Raw genomic sequence first — 25,653 nt, forward strand, 5'->3', positions numbered from 1 at the left:
TAATGAATATTACATTTATGGTAGTAACAGTATTTTTATTTTTCTTTGGATTAATATTTTTAGGCAAGCTTATAATTTCCGGCTATGTTACATACCTCCTTTCGGTTAAGTTTGGCGATGAATACATAACTTCTCAGATGAAGAGAGATACCTATATATTTGGCATTGTGGCTGACTTAGCAGCGATTGGCATTGTTTCTTCGGTTTTAATAATTTTAAGCAATACTACAAATATCTCTGTAATTCAAATTGATGATATAACATTTCTGCAGTATTACTTCTGTCTGTTCTTCTATGCCATTTATCCTGAATATTCATACTTGGGCGTTAACAATCAAGCATTTGCTGAGGGCTTTTACATTATTCTTGCCTTGATTGCGGTTTCTCTCATAGCAAGCTGTATTATGTATTACTTTTTCGTGTTCAGAAAATCCGAATTAAGCAAGCCAAAAAAATTCTATTCGGTTTTTATTTTAACTATTACAACTGCACCGTATTATTTTCTATTTTCATTTGCAAGTTTTGTAGACCCTCTGGCTTTGCTATAAGTCATAGAACAGTAGATTAATATCAGCGGATAATAGTTGGTATAAGGAATATAGTTTAAAGCAAATTCCAATTAATTAGCAAAAATTACAACTTAAAATTAAAAAATCAACTAAAGGCTGTTACAAAATTTGTAGCAGCCTTTAATACTATGATAATAATTAAAACCCGATTTTTCTACATAAAGTCTAAAAGTGTGATACTATATAATCATAAACTAAAAATCAAAAAGAAAGAAGTGCTGTAAAATGAAAATCGAAAAATTATATAAATTAACTCTCAATTATGACTATACCGAAAACGATAAAATGGTGTTTAAATACGCTTTTGATATGCTATTTGATATAGGATTGGAAAGAAATAAAGCTGAAACCATAAAATTTATACAAGCGATAATAGATGAATGATATTTCAATAGGCAGGAACTATATAAAGAAAGGAGTAGAAAAATGGATATGTCGTTTGCTTATAACCTTAATCTTGCAAGAAAACGCTGCGGATTCACTCAAACAGATATGAGCAAAAAATTGCATATTGACCGAACAACATATACGAAGTGGGAAACAGCAAAATCCGAACCGAGCATTGATAATATAAAAAGACTTGTGAAAAAATTAGATGTAAGCTATGATCATCTGTTTTTGCAGTTTCAAGATAAGAAAACAGTAAAAAAGATAAATGAACTTGTGAAAGATAAAATAAGATTTTAAAAGGCTGTTACAAAATTTGTAGCAGCCTAAAATATTGCACAATTAAAACAATAATACGTAGTGTAATAAGATGAATTTATGCAAAATAATTAATTGTTGTTGCTTATTTATCTTTTGTATGGTAGAATTAAGCTGAGATTAAAAATAGTCATATTTTTAAAAACCTTATAATATTTAAATCAATAATAGGAATTAGGTGATTATATGAAAAAAACTATAACAACAATACTTATAGCTGTCACATCAATATTCTACCTCTTTTCCGGTTGTTCGTTTGCCGATAAAATTCCGGTCGGTGTTTATCTTTGTGAAACGCCATATATAAGACTTGAGTATCTCAGCGAAGAAATAGAAGGAGATAAAATTGAAATTAACGGTACGATTTATCAAGCAGAAAATCTAACCGGACCTGATGACAAAATTCGGTTTGTTGAACCTGATGATTATAATAACTATCTCGCAGTATTTAGGTATCAATATAATTCAGAAAACAGGCAACTGATTTTAACTGACCAAGAAACAGGCAACAGATATTATCTGAACAAAATTGAGTAATTTTTTATCAATCAAAATAAATATGTTGATGACTTAATTAATACAACGCACTCAAAATAGAGTGTTATGAAATAGTACGCAAGCAAAAATTACAACTTAAAATCAAAAATTTAACTAAGAAAATGCTTGTGTACCTAATTATATCTACAACGAATTGAAAAAAACAAGCTAATGTTAAGAGGTGTTTTTATGAATTATATTGGTTTTTTGCGATGTGTTTTGCAATGTTAGTAGGTAGTTTTTTGAAACTGATTATTACGAATACAGCCTTATCTGTGTTTTGGCAGAATAAATTAAATTGTAGCTGTTATGAATTTGATATATTAAAAGTTTCAGAGTAATTAATACATAATGATTACTGTATTTGTAAATTTCTAAGGAGAAAGTGATATTATGAAAGTAAAAAAGAAATTATCGCCGTTACTCATATGTTTAATTATATTATCTGCTTTGCTTTTGGTTATTGCTTTTTTTGTTTTGAGCAAAGAAAAAGTTGACCTTAAACAAGATAGCGATACTTCGTATTATAACAGCTATGAATACGGTTGTAACAGTATGCGTATTTATAACGGTAAAAGGTTTCCTATGTCAGATGATTATATGGTATATAAGGACGGCAATTTATATGTAAAAGACCCTATGTATTTTAGGGCTGATATTTATTATTCTGACAGAAAAGAAAATGTTTCAACTTCAATTACTTCGCAAAGAATAGAGAATATTGAAGTTTATTGCGATGACGGCAGTTTGTATATGGAAAATCACGCAACACAAGAAAAGCAAAAATTAGATGAACAAAGCCAAATCCTTTTCTTTGATGGCGACAGGGTTTTATATTCAGTTGACAAAAAGAAACTTGTAATTGTTGATGCTAAGAATATAAACGACAGGAAAGAAATAGATTATATCGGTGAAATATTCTATATTTCTATAAACAGCAATACACTTAATGTTATTACAAAAAATGAATACAAATATGAAATTTTTCAATATGATGTGGATACATATTTGCAGAAATCACACTTCGAACATAGTACATTGAGTAACTTGGACGAGCCGGCTATTATTAATGATTACTTTTTATATTGCTGCAAAGATCTGATAAACACTTCTGAAGAATGTACTTTCTTAAAATACAATTTAAAAACCGGAGAAATATCACGAGCAGCCTTACATAATTATGTTCAATCAGTTACTTACAATAATAATAAAATTTATTTTTCGGCTGAAAAGTCAGAGTGGAATATAGTAAGAACAACCGTTGAGGATGAAAATAACGGTTTGTGGGAGGTCGATATAGAAACCGGAACTAAAAAGAAGCTTTCTGATGAATGTGTATTTGACGATTTGCTTGCAACAGAAAATTATCTTTATTGCTACAGAAAAGACTATTTACTGCCACGAGGAATGGATAACGCTCGGTATAAGGGATATATTTTAAAGCAAATTCCAATTAGTTAGCAAAAATTACAACTTAAAATCAAAAATTCAACTAAGAAAAGGCTTGTGTACCTAATTATATCTACAACGAATTATAAAAGCAAGCTAATGTTAAGAGGTGTTTTTAATGAATTATGTTTTTATGTCTGTTATGATTTGCTTTTTATTTTTAGCCATTTCTATTGCTATTAAATGTGTAACTTGTTTTATAACTTCAGAAATACTTTCAAATACTTTGTGTAAAAGCAACTTTACAAAAGAAATGAAAAAGAAGACTATAATTTGTGGCTTTATATCTGACTTATTATCTGTTGTTATTCTACCACTTATTTTGATTATTCAAAATCTGTTGGGGTATGATAGTTTTTTGAAATTTGACGATATAACCATATATAATTGTATTTTTTATATTTTTTATATTGCAGTATATCCTGATTACTCAACCATTGCTTCTGATGTTGATTGGTATATTTATTCTGTTCAGCCTCTATTATACTTAATTATTCTTTCGGCTTTGATAGGATTACTAATTAATTACTTGTTTATATTTAAAAAATCTAATTTAAGCAAAATGCAAAAAATATGTTCTTTGGGTATATTGGCTATTACTACAGCTCCGTATTATTTTATGATTTCATTCGGACCATTAGTTGATCCATTAGCAAAAATTTAATATTGTAATTGTGATTATAAAAAGTTAACAAAAATGTATTCTTGGTCAAATGCCAATAATCTAAAATTTACTTTTTAGAATTCATTCCAAACAATATATTCGGTGAATTAAAAGAAATTAAATAACGAAAGGTGATTTTACTATGGATATAATTTTATATATATTACCGGTTTTTCTCATAGTTTTGCTTTTGCCAAAATATTTTATGGTACTGTTGGCGAAATGTGTGGATAACGCTTTGTTTAGAGAAAAAATAATTGATAAAGAAATCAGGAGAAAACTTTACCGCAATGGAGTGTTTGCTGATCTAATAGCATCTTTTAGTATGATTGTGATTGGCTTTATTCAGAACATAATTGAGTCCCCAAGCTATTACTTTACAGATTTAGAAGACTATTTTGAGTGTTTTAATCTTAATGTTTTTTCATTTTTTAACGCACCTTTTTACTCCAGCCAAAGTATGTTTAAAGGTTCTTTTCTTTTTATTTTAGTGACAATTATAATATCAGCTCTAATCAGCTTGTTTTTTGATTATTTCACAATATTCAGAAATCCGGATCTAACAAAAAAGCAAAAAATCTGTACTCTGATTATTTTTGTGTTAATGACTGCTCCATACTATTTCCTGATTTCTCCTACTTTATTTTATAATTGATATATATAATAAAATCCTTTTTATAAATACAATTTGATAACCGGAGGTTTTTCACGAATAGTTGAACATAATTATCTTACTAAGAGCAGAGGAAAACAAGGTTATGATGAAGAAGATATATTTACACTAATGATGGTTTATGCTTCCAAAAAATGGTATTGATGAAAGTTTAAACCTTTGGGAATGGTGCCAAATATAGTCTTTAGTGAATTAGCAGTATATATAAAAACCGGAAAACAAATTCGGTGCAAGATAGATAAAGCTTTAGAAATCATTCGTGGTAATAAATATAGGTGGGTGATTTTATGAAAAAGTACAAAAAGAAATTATTGTTGATTTCGGTTATATTATCTCTTATAATAATAATTTTATTGCTAACTTTTTATAATTCAGGTGATAATTTTAAACCGGATTCAGATCATAGCTTTTATAAATCCGAATATATGGTTTATTCTGACGGAATGATCACTATAAAAAATCCAAACAATTACGAATTTGATATATATAAATTAGGTGAGAGCAAGCATAGTTATAAATGCAAAGAACTTTCTGATATTTCTAAATATGCAGCTGAAGCAAAAGGTAATTATGTTATTTATGATGATCATGGACTAACAATATACGATAATGGAAAGAAAAGTGAACATCTGATAGCTAATAATTATGATATATCAGAATTAGGAAATAATTGCGTTTATTATACTAAGAATAATCAGATTTATTGCTATAATATTTTAAATGAAGATACTTGTATAATAAACGATGTTCCGTATGAAGATATAAATTCATTAGTTTTTGCCGATAAATATTTATTAGTGTATTATAATGATAATCATTTTCGGAAAATAAATATTTATGATGAAAATAATAAATTAATATCAGATTTTAAACTACATTCCGACTCTTTAGATTTTCATGATTTTGATGATGTTTATATAGATTTAATCAAAGAGCAAATAATTGTTTATCCGGGTCGGGGAGAGAATACTGAAGTGCTTTTTTATACTTTTAATGGTGAAAAATATCAGAATGAATATTTTAATTATTATTTTAATAATACCATTTGGAGTGTAGACCATAGCTGTTTTCAAGGAAAATATGTTACTTACAGCTTGAGAGAGAGAAAAACAACTGTTATTTATGACAAGACAATAAGAAGTCAGGATAATGGTTTGTATATTGAAAATTTAGAAACGGGTGAAACAAAAAAATTATCAGAAAAATGCGAGTTTGATGATATTTTAGTGACTGATAATTATGTTTATTGTTATAAGATTAATTATTTTATTCCTAAGTCTATTCTGTATGTAAAAGATTTAACTGTAGGCTATGAACTTACTCAGATACCGATTCCATAATGTCTTGATTATAATCTTTTTGATTATAATTGCGTACAGGTATCAATGCAAACTTTATTGAGGGGGAATTTTTATAGCTACTATGAACATCGAAGAAATATACTTAATGAAAGTAAAAATAGATTTATTCCTAATTATGTTTACGAAAAGCTAAAATCAAATTAAGTAGGTGATTTAATGAATATTACATTTATGGTAGTAACAGTATTTTTATTTTTCTTTGGATTAATATTTTTAGGCAAGCTTATAATTTCCGGCTATGTTACATACCTCCTTTCGGTTAAGTTTGGCGATGAATACATAACTTCTCAGATGAAGAGAGATACCTATATATTTGGCATTGTGGCTGACTTATCAGCGATTGGCATTGTTTCTTTAGTTTTAATAATTTTAAGCAAAACTACAAATATCTCTGTAATTCAAATTGATGATATGACATTTCTGCAGTATTACTTCTGTCTGTTCTTCTATGCCATTTATCCTGAATATTCATACTTGGGCGTTAACAATCAAGCATTTGCTGAGGGCTTTTACATTATTCTTGCCTTGATTGCGGTTTCTCTCATAGCAAGCTGTATTATGTATTACTTTTTCGTGTTCAGAAAATCCGAATTAAGCAAGCCAAAAAAATTCTATTCGGTTTTTATTTTAACTATTACAACTGCACCGTATTATTTCCTATTTTCATTTGCAAGTTTTGGAAACTTATAAGTCATAGAACAGTAGATTAATATCAGCGGATAATAGTTGTTATAAGGAATATTGTTTAAAGCAAATTCCAATTAATTAGCAAAAATTACAACTTAAAATCAAAAATTTAACTAAGAAAAGGCTGCTACAAATTTTGTAACAGCCTTTAATACTATGATAATAATTAAAACCCGACTTTTCTACATAAAGTCTAAAAGTGTGATACAATACAAAATAATGTGAGCCTGTCAAAAGTGTGAAGGAATAGAGATAAAAAGACTCCATTCGAGCCAACTTGTGAAAGTTCGCATAAAACAATCACCCTGTTGGGAGATAGTGTGACATAGACTGTAGAGTATGAAAGCGTTATTCACCTACATCTGTTCATTGTCGAGGAAAGTTTTTACTGAACGCCAAAAAACTTTTATTAGTAAATAAAAAGGATAGTCTGAAGTATAAAACCTCAGACTATCCTTTGGCGGAGGACAAGGGATTTGAACCCTCGCGCCGCGTTAGCGACCTACTCCCTTAGCAGGGGAGCCTCTTAACCACTTGAGTAATCCTCCGTGTAGTTAAACTACAAAAAATATTGAATAAATGGCGGAGAGAAAGGGATTCGAACCCTTGGTCCCTTGCGGGATCACTAGTTTTCAAGACTAGCTCCTTAAACCACTCGGACATCTCTCCGTATTGAATGTTATCACAACTCAACGATATTAATTATATCACTTTGTGATATATTTGTCAACAGTTAAAATAAATTTTTATATAAAATATTTTAAACCGTATATATAAAGCGATAAGAAAATCGGCAATCAAGTGGCGGAGAGAAAGGGATTCGAACCCTTGGTCCCTTGCGGGATCACTAGTTTTCAAGACTAGCTCCTTAAACCACTCGGACATCTCTCCGTATTGCCGATTATCTTACGCAACGATATATTTTATACCATTTTTTCAGCCGTTTGTCAAGATTTTTTTGAATTTTTTTCAAACTTTTTCAAAATTCTGTAAATTTATTCTTTTTCCGCCGCCTCACGCTTTGAAAAAACACAGCCGCAGTAATTTTGTCTGTACAAATTATGCTCGGCAGAAAGTACGATTGAGCGTTTGTAACCCTCTTTTTTCTTAAAATCACTGTTTAACCACTTTACATTGTAAACATCAGCGAAACGCTCGCCTATTTGATTCAGTAACGGTGCGTTTTTCAGCGGACTTATCGTCAAAGTGGTTGTAAAGTAATCGAAATTCATTTTCCGGGCAATGCGGGCGGTCTTTTCAAGGCGCAGTTCAAAGCATTTTTTACACCTTTCCCCTCCCTCGGGTTCGTTTTCAAGACCTTTTACGGCAGAAAAATATTCTAAAGGAGAATATTCGCCCTCAATAATATTTACGGGATACTTAAAATTCATTTCGGAAATAAAGCGTTTTTCTTCGTTTAATCTGTGCTGATATTCAGCCTTTTCGGAAATATTGGGATTATAAAAGAAAACCGTGATTTTAAAATACTGCGACAAATACTCAAGACAATAGCTTGAACAAGGCGCACAACAGACATGCAAAAGCAGTGTCGGAGCAGTATTTGTCTTTTGAAGATTTGAGATTATTCCGTCAAGAATTTTCTGATAATTTACCTTGTTCATCGCTCGTCCTTATTTCTGTGCCAAAATCATATTCAAAAGTTCGTCGGCGGTTGCGGCAACCTGCGGAGCGCCTGCCTCCGTAAGCTCTTTCCTGCCTCTGAATCCCCATTCAACGCCAAGCATACTTACGCCTGCATTCTTTGCGGTGAACACATCAACATCGCTGTCGCCGATATAAATACACTCGCTCTGCTTTACATTGTGCTTGCTCAAAATTGCGTTTAAAGCCTCGCCGTCGGGTTTGCACTTATATTCCTTTTTGTTGCCCCAAGCCTCGGTAAACTTATGGTTCGGGAACACTTTTGCAAGGATAGCGCCTACAAATTCATCGGGTTTGTTTGAAAGTACGGCAGTCATAATGCCGTTTTTGTCGAGCTGCTCCAAAAGTTCGGTACAGCCCTTGTACTCGGCTGTATGGTCGTTGCTGTGAGCGCCGTAGTAAGTGTTAAATCCGTTCATAACCGTATCAAAAAGTGCCTTATCTTCGCTTTTCTCGCCCATTGCACGCTTTACAAGCATTTCTCTGCCGTTGCCTACAAAATGATTGTAATTCTCCATAGGATGTACAGGCAAGCCTGCCTGCTTAAGTCCCTCATTGGTGGCAATACCAAGGTCAACAAGAGAATTTACAAGTGTGCCGTCCAAATCAAATACTACCATTTTTACCATATCAAAGACCTCTTTCCTGTTCAAACAAAATTGCACGGCAAGGTGCCGCCTCCAGACCGCCAAGCTTAATAGGAAATGCAAAAAGCTCATAGTCGCCGTCTGCTATATCCGATAAATCAAGGTTTTCCAAAATCGCAATGCCTGCATTTGCAAGGATTTTGTGCGTTTCGTTTTCGTCAAATTCGGGTGCGATTGACTGTGCGTCCGTGCCAATCATAACCACATCGCTGTCAGCGAGCACTCTGGCGGCAAAAGCAGACACAAAAGCCTTGCAGTTGCCGTGCAAAAGCAGTTTCTTACGGCTGTGCGCAAGAATTTTGTCCATATCTTCGCCCGTAAGAATACCGTTGACCGTGACTACCGTACATTTGCCCGTAAAGGTATTAAGGCGCATTTTGGATATAGAACTGCCGTCGCTCGAAAAATGCAGAGGAGCGTCAATATGAGTGCCTGTGTGGGTGCTCATACTAATGGCAGAAAGATTGTAATCATCGCCGTTTTCAATACTTTTTATTCTGTTTACCTCGGTCTGCGGGTCGCCCTCGTAGACCTTGCTTGTGAGAATATCCCTTGAAATATCGTGAATTATCAAGCTATGCACCAACTTTTTGTCTTAATACATCTATTATACTATATAATTACAAAAAATTCAAATACAAAAGGGACTGCCTTTCGACAGCCCCGTAAATTTATACATTTATCAAATTCTTGCAACGCCTGTTTCGATAGCGGCTTTTTTAACAGCCTCGGCAACAGTCTTACCGATTCTCTTATCGAAAGCCTCGGGAAGAATGTAGTCGGCATTAAGCTCACTGTCGCTTACAAGTGAAGCGATTGCAAATGAAGCGGCAACTTTCATCTCTTCGTTGATGTCGCTTGCACGGCAGTCAAGAGCACCTCTGAAAATGCCCGGGAAAGCGAGAACATTGTTAATCTGGTTCGGGAAGTCACTTCTGCCTGTACCTACAACGGCAGCGCCTGCTTTCTTGGCAAGGTCAGGCATAATTTCAGGAGTAGGATTAGCCATAGCAAAGAGGATTGGGTCTTTTGCCATAGAAGCAACCATTTCTTCGCTTACACAGCCTGCGGCTGAAATACCGAGAAATACATCTGCGCCCTTCATAGCGTCTGCGAGTGTGCCTGTCATATGTTCAAGGTTAGTAATTTCTGCCATTTCACGCTTAACGGCATTAAGTCTTTCGTCACCCTTGCAGATGATACCCTTACTGTCGCAAAGTATAATGTTCTTAACGCCCATATTTAAAAGGTGCTTGGCAATGGCAATGCCTGCTGCGCCTGCGCCGTTCATAACCACCTTAATATCCTCAAACTTTTTGCCAACGAGCTTTAAAGCATTGATAAGTCCTGCGGCAACGATAACTGCTGTACCGTGCTGGTCATCGTGGAAAATCGGAATGTCGCACTTTTCTTTGAGCTTTTTCTCAATTTCAAAGCAACGGGGAGCGGCAATATCCTCAAGGTTAATACCGCCGAATGAACCGCTGATAAGGTAAATTGCATTTACGATTTCGTCAACATCTTTACTTCTTACGCAGATAGGAAATGCGTCAACATCGCCGAACTCTTTAAAGAGAGCGCATTTGCCCTCCATAACAGGCATACCTGCCTCGGGGCCGATGTCGCCAAGACCGAGAACCGCTGTACCGTCTGTTACTACTGCAACAAGATTGTTTCTTCTTGTAAGCTCAAAAGACTTGTCGTAATCTTTCTGAATTTCAAGGCAAGGCTCGGCAACGCCCGGTGTATATGCAAGAGATAAATCCTCGGCATTAGAAATAGGAACTCTTGATATTACCTCGATTTTACCGTTCCATTCGTAATGCTTTTCGAGTGATTTCTGTCTTATGTCCATTATAAACTCTCCTTTGTTACAAATCTTTATTTATTATAAACTGAAAAATCGGATATATCAAGCTATTTTATGAAAATTTAAGTTGACATTTTGCAAAAAATCATATAGTATTATAGATATGAGTGTATTGAACAGCTGCGGGAAATTGCCGAAAGGCGTTTTGCGAGGAAAGTCCGGGCTTCACAGAGCAAAAATAACGGCTAACGGCCGCCGGAGGCGACTCCAGGGATAGTGCAACAGAAAATTACCGCCACTTTTGTGGTAAGGATGGAAAGGTGAGGTAAGAGCTCACCGGAGATAGCGAGAGTTATCTGCCGTGTAAACCCTATTTGAAGCAACACCGTGGTAGGACATTATACGCTTGCTCGGCGTGTCCTTAGGAGGTGGCATTGAGCAGTTCCGGCAACGGGCTGCCAAGATAGATAGCTGTTCACGACAGAACCCGGCTTACAGATACAGTCATATTTTTTAAAGACTGCTGCATTTTTGCAGTGGTTTTTATTTTTTTTGCTTTTTGCGTTCTGTTCTGAATGTCAGCATTAGTAAATTATGGTTTAGCGGAGTGTCGGTCGGGCATTGAAATTTAGCTAAGGCTAAATTATCCTCCCAAAAACAAAAAGTTTACTCAATTTTTTCAAAAATAATGCTTTTCAGCAAATAAAATTCACTGTTATTTTGCAGTAAAAAGAAAATACAAAAAGCACTCACAATCGGCGACCGACTGCGAATGTTCGGTTAGTATTTTTTAATAAGTTTTCTTTATTTAGTTTTATTAGGGTTCAGATTATGAAGCAGGCAGGTGCAAAAAATAAAGCGGTTATCCTCAATATTTTAAGCACCCTACTGCATTGATTTTTTAAGGTTGAGCGTTTCTCTTTGTAAAATAATCCACAAGATTTGCTCTTGCAAAACCTTCGTTGTAAAAACTCGGGTTGAGTTCATATATAAAAGAAGTGTTCTGCTCCTTGCCGAATTTGCTCGCACGAAAGCCGCCGGACTTTGAGATAATCTCTCTGTCCTCAAGTTTTCGCACACACTTGCGTACTGTATTGTCTGACATTGCGCAAGCTGTTGCAATTGTATGAATAGACGGATAGCAAATGCCTGTATCGTCACTGCAACGCACAAGATAGCTTAGAACGGCAAGCTCGGACGGAGTGAGCATAAGGCAGAAAACCTCGTTTGGTAATGTAAAAAAGTTTTTAATGTTTTTCAAAATTATCACCTCAATTACATTGCAAAAAAGGTAAAAGTTGCACTAATTGCAATAATTTTTCTGAAAATATTTCTGAAAATTTTAGAATTACGGTTTAACTAACTGTTTAGACAAAAAAATCTCCCGATACGCAAGATTAATGCAATATCGGGAGATTTGATTTTAAATTATTTTATAAAGCCCTGTACAAGTACAATAAGCACAAGAATCGGGAGTACAAATTGGAAATAAGGCTTTAAAAATCTTGCAAATTTCATACCCTTGCCTGTATTACATTCAGTAAGGTAATTGTCAAATCCCCAACCGAATTTTGTAACGCAGAACAGCAGATAAATAAGTGAACCTACAGGCAACAGAATGTTGCTTACGAGAAAGTCCTCAATACCGAGAACATTCTGTCCGAACAACTCAAAACCGCTCCAAATGTTAAATCCGAAAACGCAAGGCAGGCTTGCAATCAGAATTATAACCGCATTTATGACTACCGACTTCTTACGGCTGATGCCGAACATATCAATGCAGAACGAAATAATATTTTCAAACACGGCAATGATTGTTGAGAAACAGGCAAATGTCATAAACAAAAAGAACAGTGTGCCCCAAATTCTTCCGCCTGCCATATTTACAAATACATTCGGCAGAGTAATAAATATGAGTGCAGGGCCTTGGTCGGGCTCAACTCCGTATGAGAAACACGCAGGGAAAATAATAAGTCCCGCCATAATTGCCACAAAAGTATCGAGTGCGCAGATTTTCACGGACTCGCCCGGAAGAGTATTGTTCTTAGACATATAGCTGCCGAAGATTTCCATAGCCGCAATACCGAGGCTCAAAGTAAAGAAACTCTGATTCATAGCGGCGGAAACAATGTTGCCGATACCTATTTCGGATACTTTTTCAAAATCGGGAACAAGGTAAAACTTAAGTCCCTCGCCTGCACCGCTAAGCAAAATGCTGTTTACGGCAAGTGCGAGAATGAGCACAAGCAAAGCAATCATCATAACCTTGCTCACCTTTTCTATTCCCTTTTGAATACCTCTGCTGCACACCAAAAAGCCGAGTATGGTAATAATAGCCATCCATATAACCATTTCAATCGGGTTTGACTGCAACTGAGAGAATACACCGCTGACTTGCTCAGAGGTCATTCCGCTTTCAAAAGTGCCTGTTGCAAATTTGTAAAAATAGCTTGTCATCCACCCTGAAACGGTTGTGTAGTACATCATCAGCAGATAACAGCCAAGCATACAGAACCAACCGTGAATATGCCATTTGCTTTTTGGCTTTTCAAGTTTTTTGTAGCCGAGCACGGCGCTTTTTCGGCTTGCTCTGCCCACTGCAAGCTCCATTGTCAATACGGGAATACCCATAAGAACGAGGAAAATAAGATAGAGCAAAACAAAAAGACCACCGCCGTTTTCACCAGCAACATACGGGAATCGCCATACATTGCCGATACCGATTGCACAGCCCGCACTTACAAGAATAAATCCAAGCCGTGACTTAAAACTTTCTCTTTCCATAGAAACTCTCCTAAAAACAAACTGTTACAATTATATAAAAAATAATCATACACTGTCAAGCATAATGTAAAATATTTATCTGTATTTTAATTTTCGCTTAATGGCACATAGAGCTTATTTTTCGGGATTTTGTCACCGAAGTTATCGCAAAGTTTCCATTCGATCGGTTTTTCGCTTAAATTCATTTTAGATTTATAAGCCATCTTGCTTTGAAGCTGTTTTTTCGGCATAAGATAAGTTTTGCTGTCTTTGATAAACACAGTACCCGTTTCTATAAAGCAAAAAGTGACATTGTACTTTTCACATTCCTCTCTAAGGTGCTTTACCCAATCAAAATTACACGGTCGTGCGCCGTCATAGTTTTCTTCGCCGCACCAACACTCATACAGCCTATCCATAGCTTTACCTTATTAAATTAGAGCTTTTCTGCCCAATCGGCAAGGGCTTTTTCGCTCATACCGTTGATTACTTTACCCTCAACCCAATTTGCGCCCGGGCAGCTCGGCTTTAGATTTGCCAAAGTCTTACCCATTCCGCTGCCGCCGGAAGTTGCAAACGGAATAACCTTTTTACCGTCTAAGTCAACATTTTCTACAAATGTGTTGATAATTGTTGGAGCAACATACCACCAGATTGGGAAACCGATAAAAATTGTATCGTAATTTGCAAGACTGTTAGGAAGCTGGGCAATCTGCGGACGAAAGCTTTTATCGTTCATTTCAACCGAAGAACGGCTGTTTTTGTTTGTCCAGTCGAGGTCGGCTCTTGTGTAAGGCGTCTGCGGCTTGATTTCAAACAAGTCTGCGCCTGTTGCCTTTGCAAGCTTTTCTGCCATTGCCTTAGTGTTACCGCTTGGTGAAAAATATGCTATTAACTTTTTCATTATAATCAACCTTTCAAAGAAATTCAGCTTGTATTTAAACTGTATTTATATTATACTCCTTTGTTTTACAAATGTCTAATGCCTATTTCAAATTGCTTGCTATGCCATTTGGTAATCACAAAAAAGCAAGGCGGAAATTAAACCGCCTTGCTTAAATTATTTTTTATTGCATTTTAGCGTGCAGGCTGAGCAATTACCGCCACACTTTGAAATCATCTTATCCTTTTTAGCTTTTCTTACGGCGAGAATAACCAAAAGAGCTACAATTACTAAAATTATAATACTCGGTATATCCATATTCGCCCTCCGTTAAGCCAAGCCAAAGGCAAGACCGACTGCGTGAATAAGAAAAGCCACACACCATGCGATTGCGCACTGAATAATAACAGTTGCGACAGCCGCCTTAGTGCTGCCCATTTCTCGCTTTACGGTTGCAATAGCGGCAACGCAAGGAGTGTAAAGCAAAGTAAATACAAGGAATACAGCGGCGGTAAAAGGAGTAAACAATGTACTTACAAGCTCGGCATTTCCGCCCATAAGTACAGTAAGTGTAGACACAACGCTTTCTTTTGCGGTAAAGCCTGTAATGAGAGCTGTTGATACTCGCCAATCGCCAAATCCGAGCGGAGCAAAAATAGGAGCAACCAAGCTGCCAATCATTGCAAGCAGGCTCTGTTCGGGTGATTCGGCAACATTAAATCTTGCGTCAAAGGTCTGCAAAAACCAAATTATAATTGACGCTACAAAAATAATTGTAAATGCCTTTTCTATAAATCCCTTTGCCTTTTCCCAAATGAGATGCACAACGCTCTTTGCCGATGGAAGTCGGTAATTAGGCAGCTCCATTACAAACGGAACAGGCTCGCCCTTGAACTTTGTGCTTTTTAAAATCAAAGCATAAATAATGGCACAAATAATGCCGAATATGTATAGCCCCACCATTACAAGCGCCTGATACTGCCTTGGGAAAAATACGCTTATAATCAGCGAATAAATCGGCAGTTTTGCACTGCAACTCATAAACGGAGTGAGCAGGATTGTCATTTTTCTATCTCTTTCGCTTGAGAGTGTTCGTGTTGACATAATTGCAGGAACAGAACAGCCAAAGCCTATAAGCATTGGCACAAAACTTCTGCCTGACAGTCCTATTTTTCTTAACAGCTTATCCATTACAAAGGCAACCCTTGCCATATACCCCGTATCCTCAAGAATAGACAAAAAGAAAAACAGAGTTACGATTGTAGGCAAAAAGCTGATTACACTGCCCACACCGTTGCATATGCCGTCTACAACAAGCGAATGCACAACAGGGTTAATCTGTACGGCGGTGAGTGCGTTGTCTATAAGCGATATAACAGAATCTACGCCTAAACTCATTAGGTCAGAGAGCCATGCGCCCACAAGGTTAAAGGTCATAACGAATATGAGTGCCATAATTGCAATAAAGCAAGGAATAGCGGTATATCTGCCCGTAAGCAATCGGTCAATTTTCATACTTCGCTTATGCTCTTTGCTTTCGTGCGGACGGACAACTGTTTTTTGACACATTTTTTCTATAAAGCTGAATCGCATATTTGAAATGGCGGCCTCTCGGTCAAGTCCCGTTTCATCTTCCATTACGGATACAATGTGCTCAAATGCCTGCTTTTTGTCATCGGTCAGGTTAAGCAGCTTTTCAATAGGCACATCGTTTTCTATCAGCTTTGTTGCGGCAAATCGCAGCGGCAGTCCCGATTGCTTTGCCTCAGGCTCTATCATATGCACTACGGCGTGTATGCAGCGGTGAACCGCTCCGACAGGGTCTTTTTTATCTACACTGTCTGTGCAAAAATCTATTCGCCCCGGCTTTTCCATAAATCTTGCCACATGAAGTGCGTGACTTACAAGCTCGTCTATACCCTCATTTTTTACGGCTGAAATAGGAATAACAGGTATTCCGAGAATTTGCTCAAGCTCGTTTACTCTGATACTTCCGCCGTTTTCTCGCACCTCGTCCATCATATTCAGCGCAAGCACCATAGGAATACCAAGTTCCATAAGCTGCATAGTAAGGCATAGATTTCGCTCAAGGTTTGAGGCGTCTACAATATTTATAATTCCGCTCGGCTTATCTTTTATCAAGAAATCTCGTGTAACTATTTCTTCGCTCGAATACGGCGACAATGAGTAAATACCCGGCAAGTCGGTAACTGTTGCCTCAGGGTGATTTTTAATTGTGCCGTCTTTTCTGTCTACGGTAACACCCGGAAAATTGCCCACATGCTGATTAGCGCCCGTAAGCTGATTAAACAAAGTGCTTTTGCCGCAGTTTTGGTTTCCTGCAAGCGCAAATGTAAGTTTGCTGTCTTTCGGCAGTGCTTTGCTTTCATCGTGAATATGATAATCGTTTGCCTCGCCAAGCTCGCCTACTCGTGGATGCGGAATAGATTTATGCCTTTGCGGTTTGCTGTCGGCAACAACTTTTCGTTCGTGTATGTTTTCAATTTCAATTTTCTTAGCCTCATCAAGTCGGAGCGTAAGCTCATAGCCTCTCACTTCAATTTGAATCGGATCGCCCATCGGCGCTATTTTCTGCAAAGTAATTTCAGTGCCGGGTGTAAGTCCCATATCAAGCAAATGGTGTCTTAATGCTCCGTCACCGCCAACCCTTGTAATAAAAGCACTTTGTTTTGGCTTTAGTTTATCCATTTCCATAAATAATGCCACCCCTATAAATGCAAATGTTCATTTCATTTTTTCATTTCATAATTTTTCTTTCCTTATATTATAATAAACCTTATGTCTATATGCAACAACTTAGGTGTTGAAAAATGTAAAAATAAGGAATATAATTTATTATATATGAAATATATATGTTATGTGTGAATACGAAAAGGTGGATTGAATGGAAAAAGAATTAAAAAAGCAAAAACTTGATATGCTCAACGGCAGTATATGGAACAAACTGCCTGTTTTTGCCCTGCCGATTGCGGCAACGGGAATACTCGAACAGCTTTTTAATGCGTCCGATATAGCAATAGTAGGCAACTTTGCACAAACCGACAAAACCGCAGCGGTAGCGGCAGTCGGCGCAAACAGTCCTATCATAGGACTGATACTGAACTTATTTATCGGCATAGCGCTCGGCGCAAATGTAGTAATAGCAAACGCTGTCGGTCGAGATGACAAACAGACGGTGCAAAAAGCCGTGCACACTTCTATGGTAGTGTCGGTAATCGGCGGTGTATTGGTTGCGATAATCGGCGAACTTATAGCCGAGCCACTTCTTACGGCGCTTAATGTGCCAAATGATGTGCTTGAGCTTGCACTGTTGTACTTGCGAATATATTTTCTCGGAATGCCTGTCATACTGCTGTACAACTTTGAGGCGGCAATTTTCAGAAGTATAGGCGAAACCAAAATGCCGCTTATTGCGCTTACGCTGTCGGGAATTTTGAATGTACTGCTTAATCTGTTCTTCGTAATCGTACTTAAAATGTCGGTAAACGGAGTAGCAACCGCAACAGTGCTTGCAAATGTTGTGAGCGCAGGCATTCTTTATATAAAGCTCGTAAAAAGCGACAAATACATAAAAGTAGAATTTAAAAAGCTAAGAATAGACGGAAAAGTCTTTGCGAAAATTATGCAGATAGGACTTCCCGCAGGAATACAGAGTGCGGTGTTTGCCGTTGCGAATATTGTAATTCAAGGTGCGATTAACAGCCTCGGCACTACCGTAATAGCTGCCTCAAGTGCGGCATTCAACATAGAGATTATCGCTTACAATGTAATGAACTCGTTTAGTCAGGCTTGCACAACATTTGTCGGACAAAACTTTGGCGCAAATAAGATTGGCCGTTGTAAAAAAACTCTTTTCCTCTGCCTTATTGAGGACGCAATTGCATCGGGCACGGCAATACTTATAGTGCTTATAACAGGAAAATTTTTGCTGTCAATATTCAACAACAACCCCGAAGTAATAGAAATAGGCTATACAAGACTTGTAATTATTTTTATAGCTTACATATTCTCAATGCTGTATGAGGTAATGTCGGGATACTTAAGAGGCTTCGGATTTTCACTTGTTCCTGCAATTCTCACTACCGTAGGCGTATGCGTGTTGCGAATAATATGGATAAATACCGTATTTACCGCAAACAGAACTTTTGTAACGATAATGACCGCTTACCCTGTCAGCTTAGCTACAACGGCAGTGCTGATATTTATAGCGTTGATTATCTACAGACCGTCAAAAAGATTTGCAAATAAGGGTAAAGAAAAAGCGTAATTGATTGATAAATCAATCTGCTAAAATATAATTTACCGATATTACTCCAACATTTACTCCGGAACCAAATATAAAAAGCACAACAGCCTCTTGATGTAAAAACACCGAGAGGCTGTTGTTTTATATAAGGGAAATGAGTGGATAGCAAATTAATTTTTAAATGCCGAAAGAATCAGTCTTATACCGTATGTCATAAGCAAAATGCCCATAAACAGTCCGAGTGTTTGCGCTGTGAATATAAGATTAAATATTCCGTATATGCCTGCAAGCAGTACGAGCACTCCGCATATAAGCGGAAGTACCCATACACTTGAACCTGATTTTTTAACCTTGAATGATGTTGCTATAGAGGAAATTCCGTCTACAATAAGCCATACCGCAAAAATCGCAAGGATTAATATATCAAACATCACTCTTATGCCGGGCATAAACATTGCGAGCGCAGACACAACCGCCGCAGCTATGCCTGCTATAAGACCTAAAGTTCCCATTAAAGCTTTTTCTTTATTATTACCGTCGTTGCGTGAAACTGCATACGAAACAATTGTGGAAATTCCCCATAATCCGAGAATTATCGTTACAATCCAACCGATGTTAAGAAATGTAAGTCCGGGATAAAATATGCAATAAATTGACGCAAGAACAGTCAAAATACCCAAAATACAATTAAATACCTTCATAGTCACCTCATATGTTTATTGTGAATAAAAAATAATAATATAACAAATGCAAGCAATGCAATGCACAACAGCAAGGCTATCAGCAAATATGTTTGTGTTCCCGTTACCATACTCGTGTTATCCTGTACGGGTACGGTCGGGACTGTGGAATACGGTTGAGTTGTCGGTGATAAAATGTTAGCCGTAATCTGCGTACTGCCCTCATCCCTTGCCGTTACCGAAACGGTAGCCGTTATAAAGACTGCGGCAATCACCGTACAAACCGCAATTGTGCTAAGCAATTTTTTAAAATCAGTCATTTCATAATCATATTGTTACAATTGAGCTGTGGAATGTCATTGTACCGCTGTAATTGCCTGCAATAGCGTCAAGGTCTTGTCCGTAGAGTGCCTGCTGATTAAGTACAAGTGTACCCTCCTGAACCTGACCCTGTGAATCGGCGCTGAAGGTTGTAAAGTGGAAACCGTTTGCACCCGGAGCACCTGCGTCATTGATAGCGATTTTGTCGGCAACATTATCGTCATTTACTTTTTCCGAATAAATATCATACTTAATTTTGAACGGGTTGGTTGCGTCTTTCTGTGTAATGTAGAACTTATCGTCAATGTCCTGACCGTTAATATAAACAGATACAAAGTTGTTATCGTTAAGTTTAAGCTCTGTTGCAGTCACATCAAAGTTGAGATACTTGTTGCTCTGTGTATCTGTCTGCGGCTGTGTAAGAGTGCCGAAATCAACCATATCGGGGATTGTAATAACATAGCTTACATCTCCCGGTTGTGTACCCTCAATTCTTGCGGTAACTTCTGTGGAAGAATCGGGATTTTCGTTTGTAAGGGTTGCCGCCGATACGGAAACCACGCCTGTTGCGGCGAGCATAGCCGCCATAATTGCCGATATAAATTTTACTTTTTTCATATAAACACTTCTTTCTTTATTTTTTACCGAATTTATCGGTATTTTACTTAACTTTGAGTGTGAACTCCGATTCCGCCGAATTGAGTCTTTGATGCGAATCGTCAAGAGTTACACATTCATACAAAACCATTGCTTGATACTCGCCTTTCTCAAGCGACTTTGAAAGCGGTACATCTGTAAGACCGCTGCCGGGTTCAAGCAAATCCGATTTATAAAGCACAGTTCCGTCGGAAAGCCTTAGCGTTGCGTATAAGCCGCAGGTGTTTGACTTTGGATTACCGATACTGATGTGCAGAGAGGTATCGCCCGCATTCATTTCAGCAGTGCTGTAGCCGGGTATCTGCACGCCTGTTTTTTCGGTATTGTCACTGCCTTTTGAGTTTTCGTCTATGCCTGTATCCCAATCAGTGCGTATCTCCCCTACCACACCCTGTGTGGGTGCGGCAGGTTGAGAGTTTATGTTATTGTAGATTAATACTGCACTTAGCGCTCCGATTGCAACAATAAGTGCCGCTATAATTGCAATATATATTTTTTTATTTTTCAATGCGTCCTCTTTTCTTCAATACAGCAAAGGCAAGCAAAGCGATAATAGCCGTAAATGAAATTGTATAAATCACGGTTGCACCAGTCTTTATTGTTGTATTGTCAATCTGTGTATTGCCTGTGTTGTTGCCGCCGCTTGACGAGGTTTCCACAAGTGCAAAATCAGTCGGCTGTGATAATGTAAACACTGCTTTTCCGTTTTCAAAAGAGTCGGGCTTTATGTATTTTATGCCGCCGTCGCCGTCAAGTACCGCAAGGCTTACATTTTTGCCGCTTACCGGCAAGGTGAGTTTTAAATTATTGTCACACCAAAATTCCGCAAATGCAGAGTTTCCGTTATTGTCCGAAAGTGTGCCCTTGTAAAAATCAAGAATTTTTCCGTCCTTAATAAGCGACTCGAATTTTTTATACTGTTCGTCATCTGTTGAATAAGCAGTGTAGCTTACATTGAGTGACGAGTGCATATTGCCTGATAGAGTAATACCACTGCCTACAGATTTAACACTGTACTTTAGGAAGTTGCCTTTGATGTACGGATAACCTCTGTTAAAGTCAGAGCAAATAAAGTTTATACTGTCATCTGTAACACTGTTTAACTTATCCGCAAGGCTTGCGCTTGCCATTTCAACCGTTCTTTCGTATGCAATATTTGTACTGTCGGCTTTTGCCTGTGAATCCGTGCCTACTGCATTGAGTGAATTTTGTGCTGTGTAAAATACATTCTTGACTGTTACACCGTCAGTTCCCGCAACGCCGTTCAAGCCGACAATTGAACCCTTTGCAGAATTGATTTTGCAAAGTACATTGCCGCAGTTATAGGAGCTTTCAATTTTGCCGCTGTTCCTGCCGACTAAACCGCCTGCAACCGTTGAAGTATCGAGTCCTGTCTTGCCTGTGTTTGCACAACCGTAAATTTCGCCTGTGTTAATTGCCGAAATACCGCCGCACTCGTTGCCCTTTACGATTGAGCAATTTCGTGTGCCTGTAATTTTACCGTTGTTAATACCCGCAACACCGCCGCAGACATCTGCGTTAAGAATCGAGTTAAGATCCGATGCGTTGATTTTTAAATTTTTGATAAAGATTGTACCCGATACAGCGTTTATACCGCTTACGCAATGGTCAATCACACCGTCATTTACAGCCGCAATTCCGCCGCCTGTTTTTGCACTGCCCTTAAAGTCGCAGTCATAAACAAACAAATCTTTTACAATGCCTTTTTCTCCGATAAATTCAAACAGTCCGCCGTATTCGCCTGTGGAAATATTAAGTGCGCCTATGCTGTAGCCGTTGCCGTCAAATGTGCCGTTAAACGGTTTGTTTTCAGCAACAGAGCCGATTCCCTGTGCCCAGCTTGAATTTTCATCTGCGTAAATATTATTTACAAGAATATAATTCTTGTCGCCGTATCGCTTGTAATCGGTTCTTACAACCTGTGAAAGTTTTACAAGGTCGCTGTAGGTTTTTATAATAAATCTGCCGTCGTCGTCCTTGTCAAACTCATCGGGTGTTCTCTCAAAGTTTGAATATGTATTGTCAAAGTCCGCATAATAAACCGTACCGCCGTTAAATACGGGGTAATCGTCAGGAGTAAGACCGTTGTCTATGTTCTGATACCAAGCCTGTGTGCCGTCGGTAACACCGTTGTTGAGTTTAAAAGCAACTTCACCGCACTTAAATTCGGAAATTGTTTTTTCGTTTGCCGATAACCCCAACTTGCTGTCTGTACCGAACGGAGTGTTTCCCGTATCTTTGTTGTAATAATTGTTTGCGATATTCGACTTGTTAAAATTCCTTGCCCAACCGATAATTGCGCCGCAATGTCTGCCGCTGTCATTATCGCTTATCTTTGTGTAATTGTAACAGTTTTCGATTGTCGGGTTTGTATTGTTAAGGTAGCCGAGAATACCGCCGACATATGCGCCGCTTTGCGTTGCTGTAACTGTGCCTGAGTTTGCGCAGTTTTTAACTCTTGCGCCGCCGTTTGAGTAAGCTATTACGCCGCCGATACAATCGGAAGAATTATTGAGGTGAATGCTTCCGTAGTACATACATTTCTCAATATCTGTTTTATCATTTCCTACAGAGCCGATAATGCCGCCTGCGTGCGTTACCTGCGAACCGTATTTGTCATTATTTATATTTACATAAGAAACTACATTTTTGACAGAACCCAAATTAATGTAGCCGACAACACCGCCGATATGACTTGCGGAATTTTTGACTGTAATGTCGCCGTAAACCGTAATATCGGAAACACTGCCATCGTTTACAGAACCGAAAAGTCCTGTGTAATCTGAAGCCTTGCTTATATTAAGATTTAAAATACTGTGTCCTTTGCCGTTAAAATTGCCTTTATAATTATTGACAGGCGCCCATTCCTTATTTTCAAGGTCAATGTTTGCGGCAAGTTCTGCGTTTGCACCTGCATTTTGCTTATCAAAATCAGCATAGCTGTGGTCGCCGTTTACAAGTGATGAGAACCAGAAAAGCTGACCTGCGTTGTTTATCGTATACACATCGGTGCTCTTATTATAAACGGCAGGCTGATACTGACCGCAAATTGTGCAAAAGCCCTTTTCATTATATGTATGAGTGTGTTGGGATACAAAGTTTGTCATATAAATTCTTTCGCTTAGTTTTGCGTCAATATAGTTTGCCATAACAAAACCAATGCTTTGTATAGCGCTTGATGTGGCAGGCTGTGACAAAAAGCTGTCCTCCATAAGCGACCTGTTTACTATTCTTGGCTGATTAATATTATCCTTAGCACCCGAATAGTTAAAAAGATAATTTCCTTGCTCGGTATATTTATTCTTAGTAGCATCGGAAATTGTGCTGTAAAAATAAAGGAGTTTTGTATCTGCGTCGCGCTCGCCGTAATTATCCTGTACATAAATATTGCTGTTTCCTACACGAACGGCATTTTTATTAAGAGAATAATCATTATCGTCCCATCTGCTTGCATCCATACCGAAAGCGTCCATTACAGAAAAGCCTAAATCTTTGCTTTCTGCTTTTTTTATGTAACTGTCCGAAAAATCAAGTCTGCGAATAAATACAATTTTTCCTCTTACATCCTTGAGCTTAGGCGAATACTCACTTCCGCCCTTCTGCGGTTTGTAAATCGGATAATTTTTATTATTCAGATATTGCTTTAAAACAATATCACCGATAATTTCGTCGCTGCCGTTTGAATCTCCTTTCAAGGTCATCACGACAGTTTCGTAAGGATGTTCTTTAAGAAAATCCTTGGCAGTGTCCATTATATTACGCAGAGTCATATCACTGCCGTCCCTGTTGTGGCAGGTGTAAAAATTTTCTCCGTGAATAATAGTAGGATTACTGTTTTCGTTAATTGATTCTTTTCTGTTAATTCTTATATCCCATGCTCTTACTCCCGAATTAAGCTGTTCGTCAGGATAAAGCCGCTGACAACATACGATTGAGAGTTGTTCTGCGACATCAGTCATATAAGTTGCGCCTGTGTCATGCGTTCCGGGCATATTAACCTCTGAAAGATACATATCATCAGGCAAATGTGACATCCAATTGCCGCTGTTTATTGCATAGCTTTTATCGGTTTTGTTTTTTACATCTTCGGCAGTATATGAATTTAATGAATTCATGTTAAGAAATTTCAAATCCCACTTAAAAGCTTTTTTGGAAAGAATAAGTTTTACATCATTGTTATCGTTTTTATTTTCATATCCCTCAATCGAAAGATACAGCTTGTTGCCTACATTATAAATGTAATAAACATTAGCTTCGGAATCAACAGGAATAAATCTCCAAAGCTGACTCAAATGATTGTCGCCTAAATTTTCCCAAACATGAATAACAGCCTTATCGGGGTTATTCGTACCGTCTACATCCCATACGGCGTCATACGAGAGTGACGGATCATAAATGTTATACGGAACATTCTCGTTAATATCATAACTTCTCAGTCTGTAAGCTCTTCTTGAGCTGACCCATTCCGCAGTAATTTTAGGAGTTGTGCCGGTGTAATAAAGCTGCAGGCAATTACCTTCAACTTTTGCGTCATTATTTACATTTACATCACTGATATAATCTTTTGGATAAAGCATAAAAACAGGAGCGTTTTCCTGCGGCCTTATTTTATTGGAATCTCCGCCGGGAATCTGCTGTTCTCCGAAATTTTCGGATACATCGTCCGTAGCCCTAACAACCCACTCTGTTTTTTTAGATGTCAATGCAATTTTTGATTCTTGTTTATAAGCATTATTCTCCGTACCGACATAAAGATTGTTGTTTTTTTGGTCGGTAATTTTAGCAATTATGTAGTATGTATCTGCTTTGTTCGGTACAGGCTCAAATCTGAAATATTGATTATCATTTTTCAATGTGTCGTCCCATTGATGAATAACATTACCTACCTCCGACTTTTTATGTTCAACATCGAGCCATTTTTTAAAATCATCACATTTTATACCGTAATAATCATCTTTTTGCTGAAGCTTCATCTTACATTGCTTACCGCCGAGATAATCAAGATGAGCTACATTTGCTCCATATCCTGTACCGTTGATGTTCCAACGGAACTCGTTGCGGGCAAGCGGCTTATCGGTGTCATTATCAGGCAAATTAAGATAAATATAATACAGCTTGGCTGTATCAAACTTTGCCGATTTTGAGGCATCCATACTTTTTAGCTCTGCCGCATTTGCAGTCACTGCAAAAGTGCCGAGCGTAATAATCGCTGTGAGCAGCAGTGCCGTGAACGATTTAGTCAGTCTGATTGCTTTGTTCATTTGTTTCCCTTCTTTAACAATATTTTTATTTTTTAT

General features: G+C 37.4%; 25 protein-coding genes, 3 tRNA genes and 1 other RNA gene. 11 read left to right on the forward strand and 18 right to left on the reverse strand.

Annotated features, from left to right (window positions below; genetic code table 11):
- Nucleotides 1-2: 2 nt before the first annotated feature.
- The 9 genes from H8R91_RS03070 to H8R91_RS03110 all read left to right on the forward strand — a co-directional run bounded on the left by H8R91_RS03070 (nt 3) and on the right by H8R91_RS03110 (nt 6,648).
- Entirely contained in the window at nt 3-548 is a 546-nt protein-coding gene (locus H8R91_RS03070; RefSeq protein WP_186934819.1) for a hypothetical protein, read from the forward strand.
- A gap of 246 nt (nt 549-794) precedes the next feature.
- Nucleotides 795-953 carry a hypothetical protein gene (locus H8R91_RS03075; protein WP_186934820.1) on the forward strand — a complete coding sequence of 53 codons (159 nt, stop codon included), beginning with the start codon at nt 795-797 and terminating at the stop codon, nt 951-953.
- Between the two features lie 42 nt (nt 954-995).
- Nucleotides 996-1,256, forward strand: a complete 261-nt coding sequence (locus H8R91_RS03080) for a helix-turn-helix domain-containing protein (protein ID WP_186934821.1) — start codon at nt 996-998, stop codon at nt 1,254-1,256.
- Between the two features lie 204 nt (nt 1,257-1,460).
- On the forward strand, nt 1,461-1,811 hold the full coding sequence (locus tag H8R91_RS03085) for a hypothetical protein (RefSeq protein ID WP_186934822.1): 351 nt from the start codon (nt 1,461-1,463) through the stop codon (nt 1,809-1,811).
- 393 nt (nt 1,812-2,204) lie between these two features.
- Entirely contained in the window at nt 2,205-3,272 is a 1,068-nt protein-coding gene (locus H8R91_RS03090) for a hypothetical protein (RefSeq protein WP_186934823.1), read from the forward strand.
- A 106-nt stretch (nt 3,273-3,378) separates the two neighbouring features.
- On the forward strand, nt 3,379-3,924 hold the full coding sequence (locus H8R91_RS03095; protein ID WP_186934824.1) for a hypothetical protein: 546 nt from the start codon (nt 3,379-3,381) through the stop codon (nt 3,922-3,924).
- 142 nt (nt 3,925-4,066) lie between these two features.
- Nucleotides 4,067-4,579, forward strand: a complete 513-nt coding sequence (locus H8R91_RS03100) for a hypothetical protein (RefSeq protein ID WP_186934825.1) — start codon at nt 4,067-4,069, stop codon at nt 4,577-4,579.
- A gap of 305 nt (nt 4,580-4,884) precedes the next feature.
- Nucleotides 4,885-5,937: a hypothetical protein gene (locus tag H8R91_RS03105; protein ID WP_186934826.1), complete on the forward strand. Its 1,053-nt coding sequence runs from the start codon at nt 4,885-4,887 to the stop codon at nt 5,935-5,937.
- A 177-nt stretch (nt 5,938-6,114) separates the two neighbouring features.
- Nucleotides 6,115-6,648 (forward strand): hypothetical protein, encoded by a 534-nt coding sequence (locus H8R91_RS03110; protein WP_186934827.1) that lies wholly within the window; start codon nt 6,115-6,117, stop codon nt 6,646-6,648.
- A 455-nt stretch (nt 6,649-7,103) separates the two neighbouring features.
- Here the strand turns inward: H8R91_RS03110 and H8R91_RS03115 are convergent.
- The 7 genes from H8R91_RS03115 to H8R91_RS03145 all read right to left on the reverse strand — a co-directional run bounded on the left by H8R91_RS03115 (nt 7,104) and on the right by H8R91_RS03145 (nt 10,809).
- A tRNA-Ser gene (locus tag H8R91_RS03115) sits at nt 7,104-7,193 on the reverse strand.
- A gap of 32 nt (nt 7,194-7,225) precedes the next feature.
- Nucleotides 7,226-7,314 (reverse strand) — tRNA-Ser (locus H8R91_RS03120).
- 133 nt (nt 7,315-7,447) lie between these two features.
- Nucleotides 7,448-7,536 (reverse strand) — tRNA-Ser (locus H8R91_RS03125).
- 104 nt (nt 7,537-7,640) lie between these two features.
- Nucleotides 7,641-8,267, reverse strand: coding sequence for an epoxyqueuosine reductase QueH (locus H8R91_RS03130; protein WP_186934828.1), 627 nt, complete (start codon nt 8,265-8,267; stop codon nt 7,641-7,643).
- Between the two features lie 9 nt (nt 8,268-8,276).
- Nucleotides 8,277-8,936: an HAD family hydrolase gene (locus H8R91_RS03135; RefSeq protein WP_022235119.1), complete on the reverse strand. Its 660-nt coding sequence runs from the start codon at nt 8,934-8,936 to the stop codon at nt 8,277-8,279.
- A gap of 1 nt (nt 8,937) precedes the next feature.
- The gene (locus H8R91_RS03140; protein WP_186934829.1) at nt 8,938-9,528 is read right to left on the reverse strand and encodes a cyclase family protein; all 591 of its coding nucleotides are present in this window, start codon (nt 9,526-9,528) and stop codon (nt 8,938-8,940) included.
- Nucleotides 9,529-9,636: 108 nt separating this feature from the next.
- On the reverse strand, nt 9,637-10,809 hold the full coding sequence (locus H8R91_RS03145; protein ID WP_186934830.1) for an NAD(P)-dependent malic enzyme: 1,173 nt from the start codon (nt 10,807-10,809) through the stop codon (nt 9,637-9,639).
- Between the two features lie 119 nt (nt 10,810-10,928).
- Here H8R91_RS03145 and rnpB point away from each other — a divergent pair.
- An RNA gene (gene rnpB / locus H8R91_RS03150) (RNase P RNA component class A) lies at nt 10,929-11,275 on the forward strand.
- Nucleotides 11,276-11,665: 390 nt separating this feature from the next.
- Here rnpB and H8R91_RS03155 read toward each other — a convergent pair.
- From H8R91_RS03155 to feoB, 6 genes are all read right to left on the reverse strand, one after another.
- On the reverse strand, nt 11,666-12,025 hold the full coding sequence (locus H8R91_RS03155; protein WP_186934831.1) for a helix-turn-helix domain-containing protein: 360 nt from the start codon (nt 12,023-12,025) through the stop codon (nt 11,666-11,668).
- A gap of 167 nt (nt 12,026-12,192) precedes the next feature.
- Nucleotides 12,193-13,548 (reverse strand): sodium-dependent transporter, encoded by a 1,356-nt coding sequence (locus H8R91_RS03160; protein ID WP_186934832.1) that lies wholly within the window; start codon nt 13,546-13,548, stop codon nt 12,193-12,195.
- A gap of 86 nt (nt 13,549-13,634) precedes the next feature.
- Entirely contained in the window at nt 13,635-13,946 is a 312-nt protein-coding gene (locus H8R91_RS03165) for a hypothetical protein (RefSeq protein ID WP_186934833.1), read from the reverse strand.
- 17 nt (nt 13,947-13,963) lie between these two features.
- On the reverse strand, nt 13,964-14,434 hold the full coding sequence (locus H8R91_RS03170; RefSeq protein ID WP_186935004.1) for a flavodoxin: 471 nt from the start codon (nt 14,432-14,434) through the stop codon (nt 13,964-13,966).
- A gap of 153 nt (nt 14,435-14,587) precedes the next feature.
- Nucleotides 14,588-14,728: a FeoB-associated Cys-rich membrane protein gene (locus H8R91_RS03175; protein WP_117704606.1), complete on the reverse strand. Its 141-nt coding sequence runs from the start codon at nt 14,726-14,728 to the stop codon at nt 14,588-14,590.
- Nucleotides 14,729-14,740: 12 nt separating this feature from the next.
- On the reverse strand, nt 14,741-17,125 hold the full coding sequence (feoB, locus tag H8R91_RS03180; protein ID WP_186934834.1) for a ferrous iron transport protein B: 2,385 nt from the start codon (nt 17,123-17,125) through the stop codon (nt 14,741-14,743).
- Nucleotides 17,126-17,315: 190 nt separating this feature from the next.
- Here feoB and H8R91_RS03185 point away from each other — a divergent pair, with 190 nt between their 5' ends.
- Entirely contained in the window at nt 17,316-18,698 is a 1,383-nt protein-coding gene (locus H8R91_RS03185; protein WP_186934835.1) for an MATE family efflux transporter, read from the forward strand.
- A 149-nt stretch (nt 18,699-18,847) separates the two neighbouring features.
- Here H8R91_RS03185 and H8R91_RS03190 read toward each other — a convergent pair whose 3' ends face one another.
- The 5 genes from H8R91_RS03190 to H8R91_RS03210 are packed head-to-tail and all read right to left on the reverse strand — an operon-like array spanning nt 18,848 to nt 25,617.
- On the reverse strand, nt 18,848-19,378 hold the full coding sequence (locus H8R91_RS03190; RefSeq protein ID WP_186934836.1) for an HdeD family acid-resistance protein: 531 nt from the start codon (nt 19,376-19,378) through the stop codon (nt 18,848-18,850).
- Between the two features lie 2 nt (nt 19,379-19,380).
- Nucleotides 19,381-19,677: a hypothetical protein gene (locus H8R91_RS03195; protein ID WP_186934837.1), complete on the reverse strand. Its 297-nt coding sequence runs from the start codon at nt 19,675-19,677 to the stop codon at nt 19,381-19,383.
- A 7-nt stretch (nt 19,678-19,684) separates the two neighbouring features.
- Entirely contained in the window at nt 19,685-20,296 is a 612-nt protein-coding gene (locus H8R91_RS03200) for a hypothetical protein (RefSeq protein ID WP_186934838.1), read from the reverse strand.
- 43 nt (nt 20,297-20,339) lie between these two features.
- The gene (locus H8R91_RS03205; RefSeq protein ID WP_186934839.1) at nt 20,340-20,843 is read right to left on the reverse strand and encodes a hypothetical protein; all 504 of its coding nucleotides are present in this window, start codon (nt 20,841-20,843) and stop codon (nt 20,340-20,342) included.
- A complete protein-coding gene (locus tag H8R91_RS03210) occupies nt 20,833-25,617 on the reverse strand; it encodes a phosphatidylinositol-specific phospholipase C domain-containing protein (RefSeq protein ID WP_186934840.1) in 4,785 nt (1,594 codons plus the stop codon). Before H8R91_RS03210 ends, H8R91_RS03205 begins: the two co-directional genes overlap by 11 nt.
- Nucleotides 25,618-25,653: the final 36 nt, after the last annotated feature.

It is taken from the genome of Ruminococcus intestinalis (assembly GCF_014288065.1).
GTDB lineage: Bacteria > Bacillota > Clostridia > Oscillospirales > Acutalibacteraceae > Ruminococcoides > Ruminococcoides intestinale_A.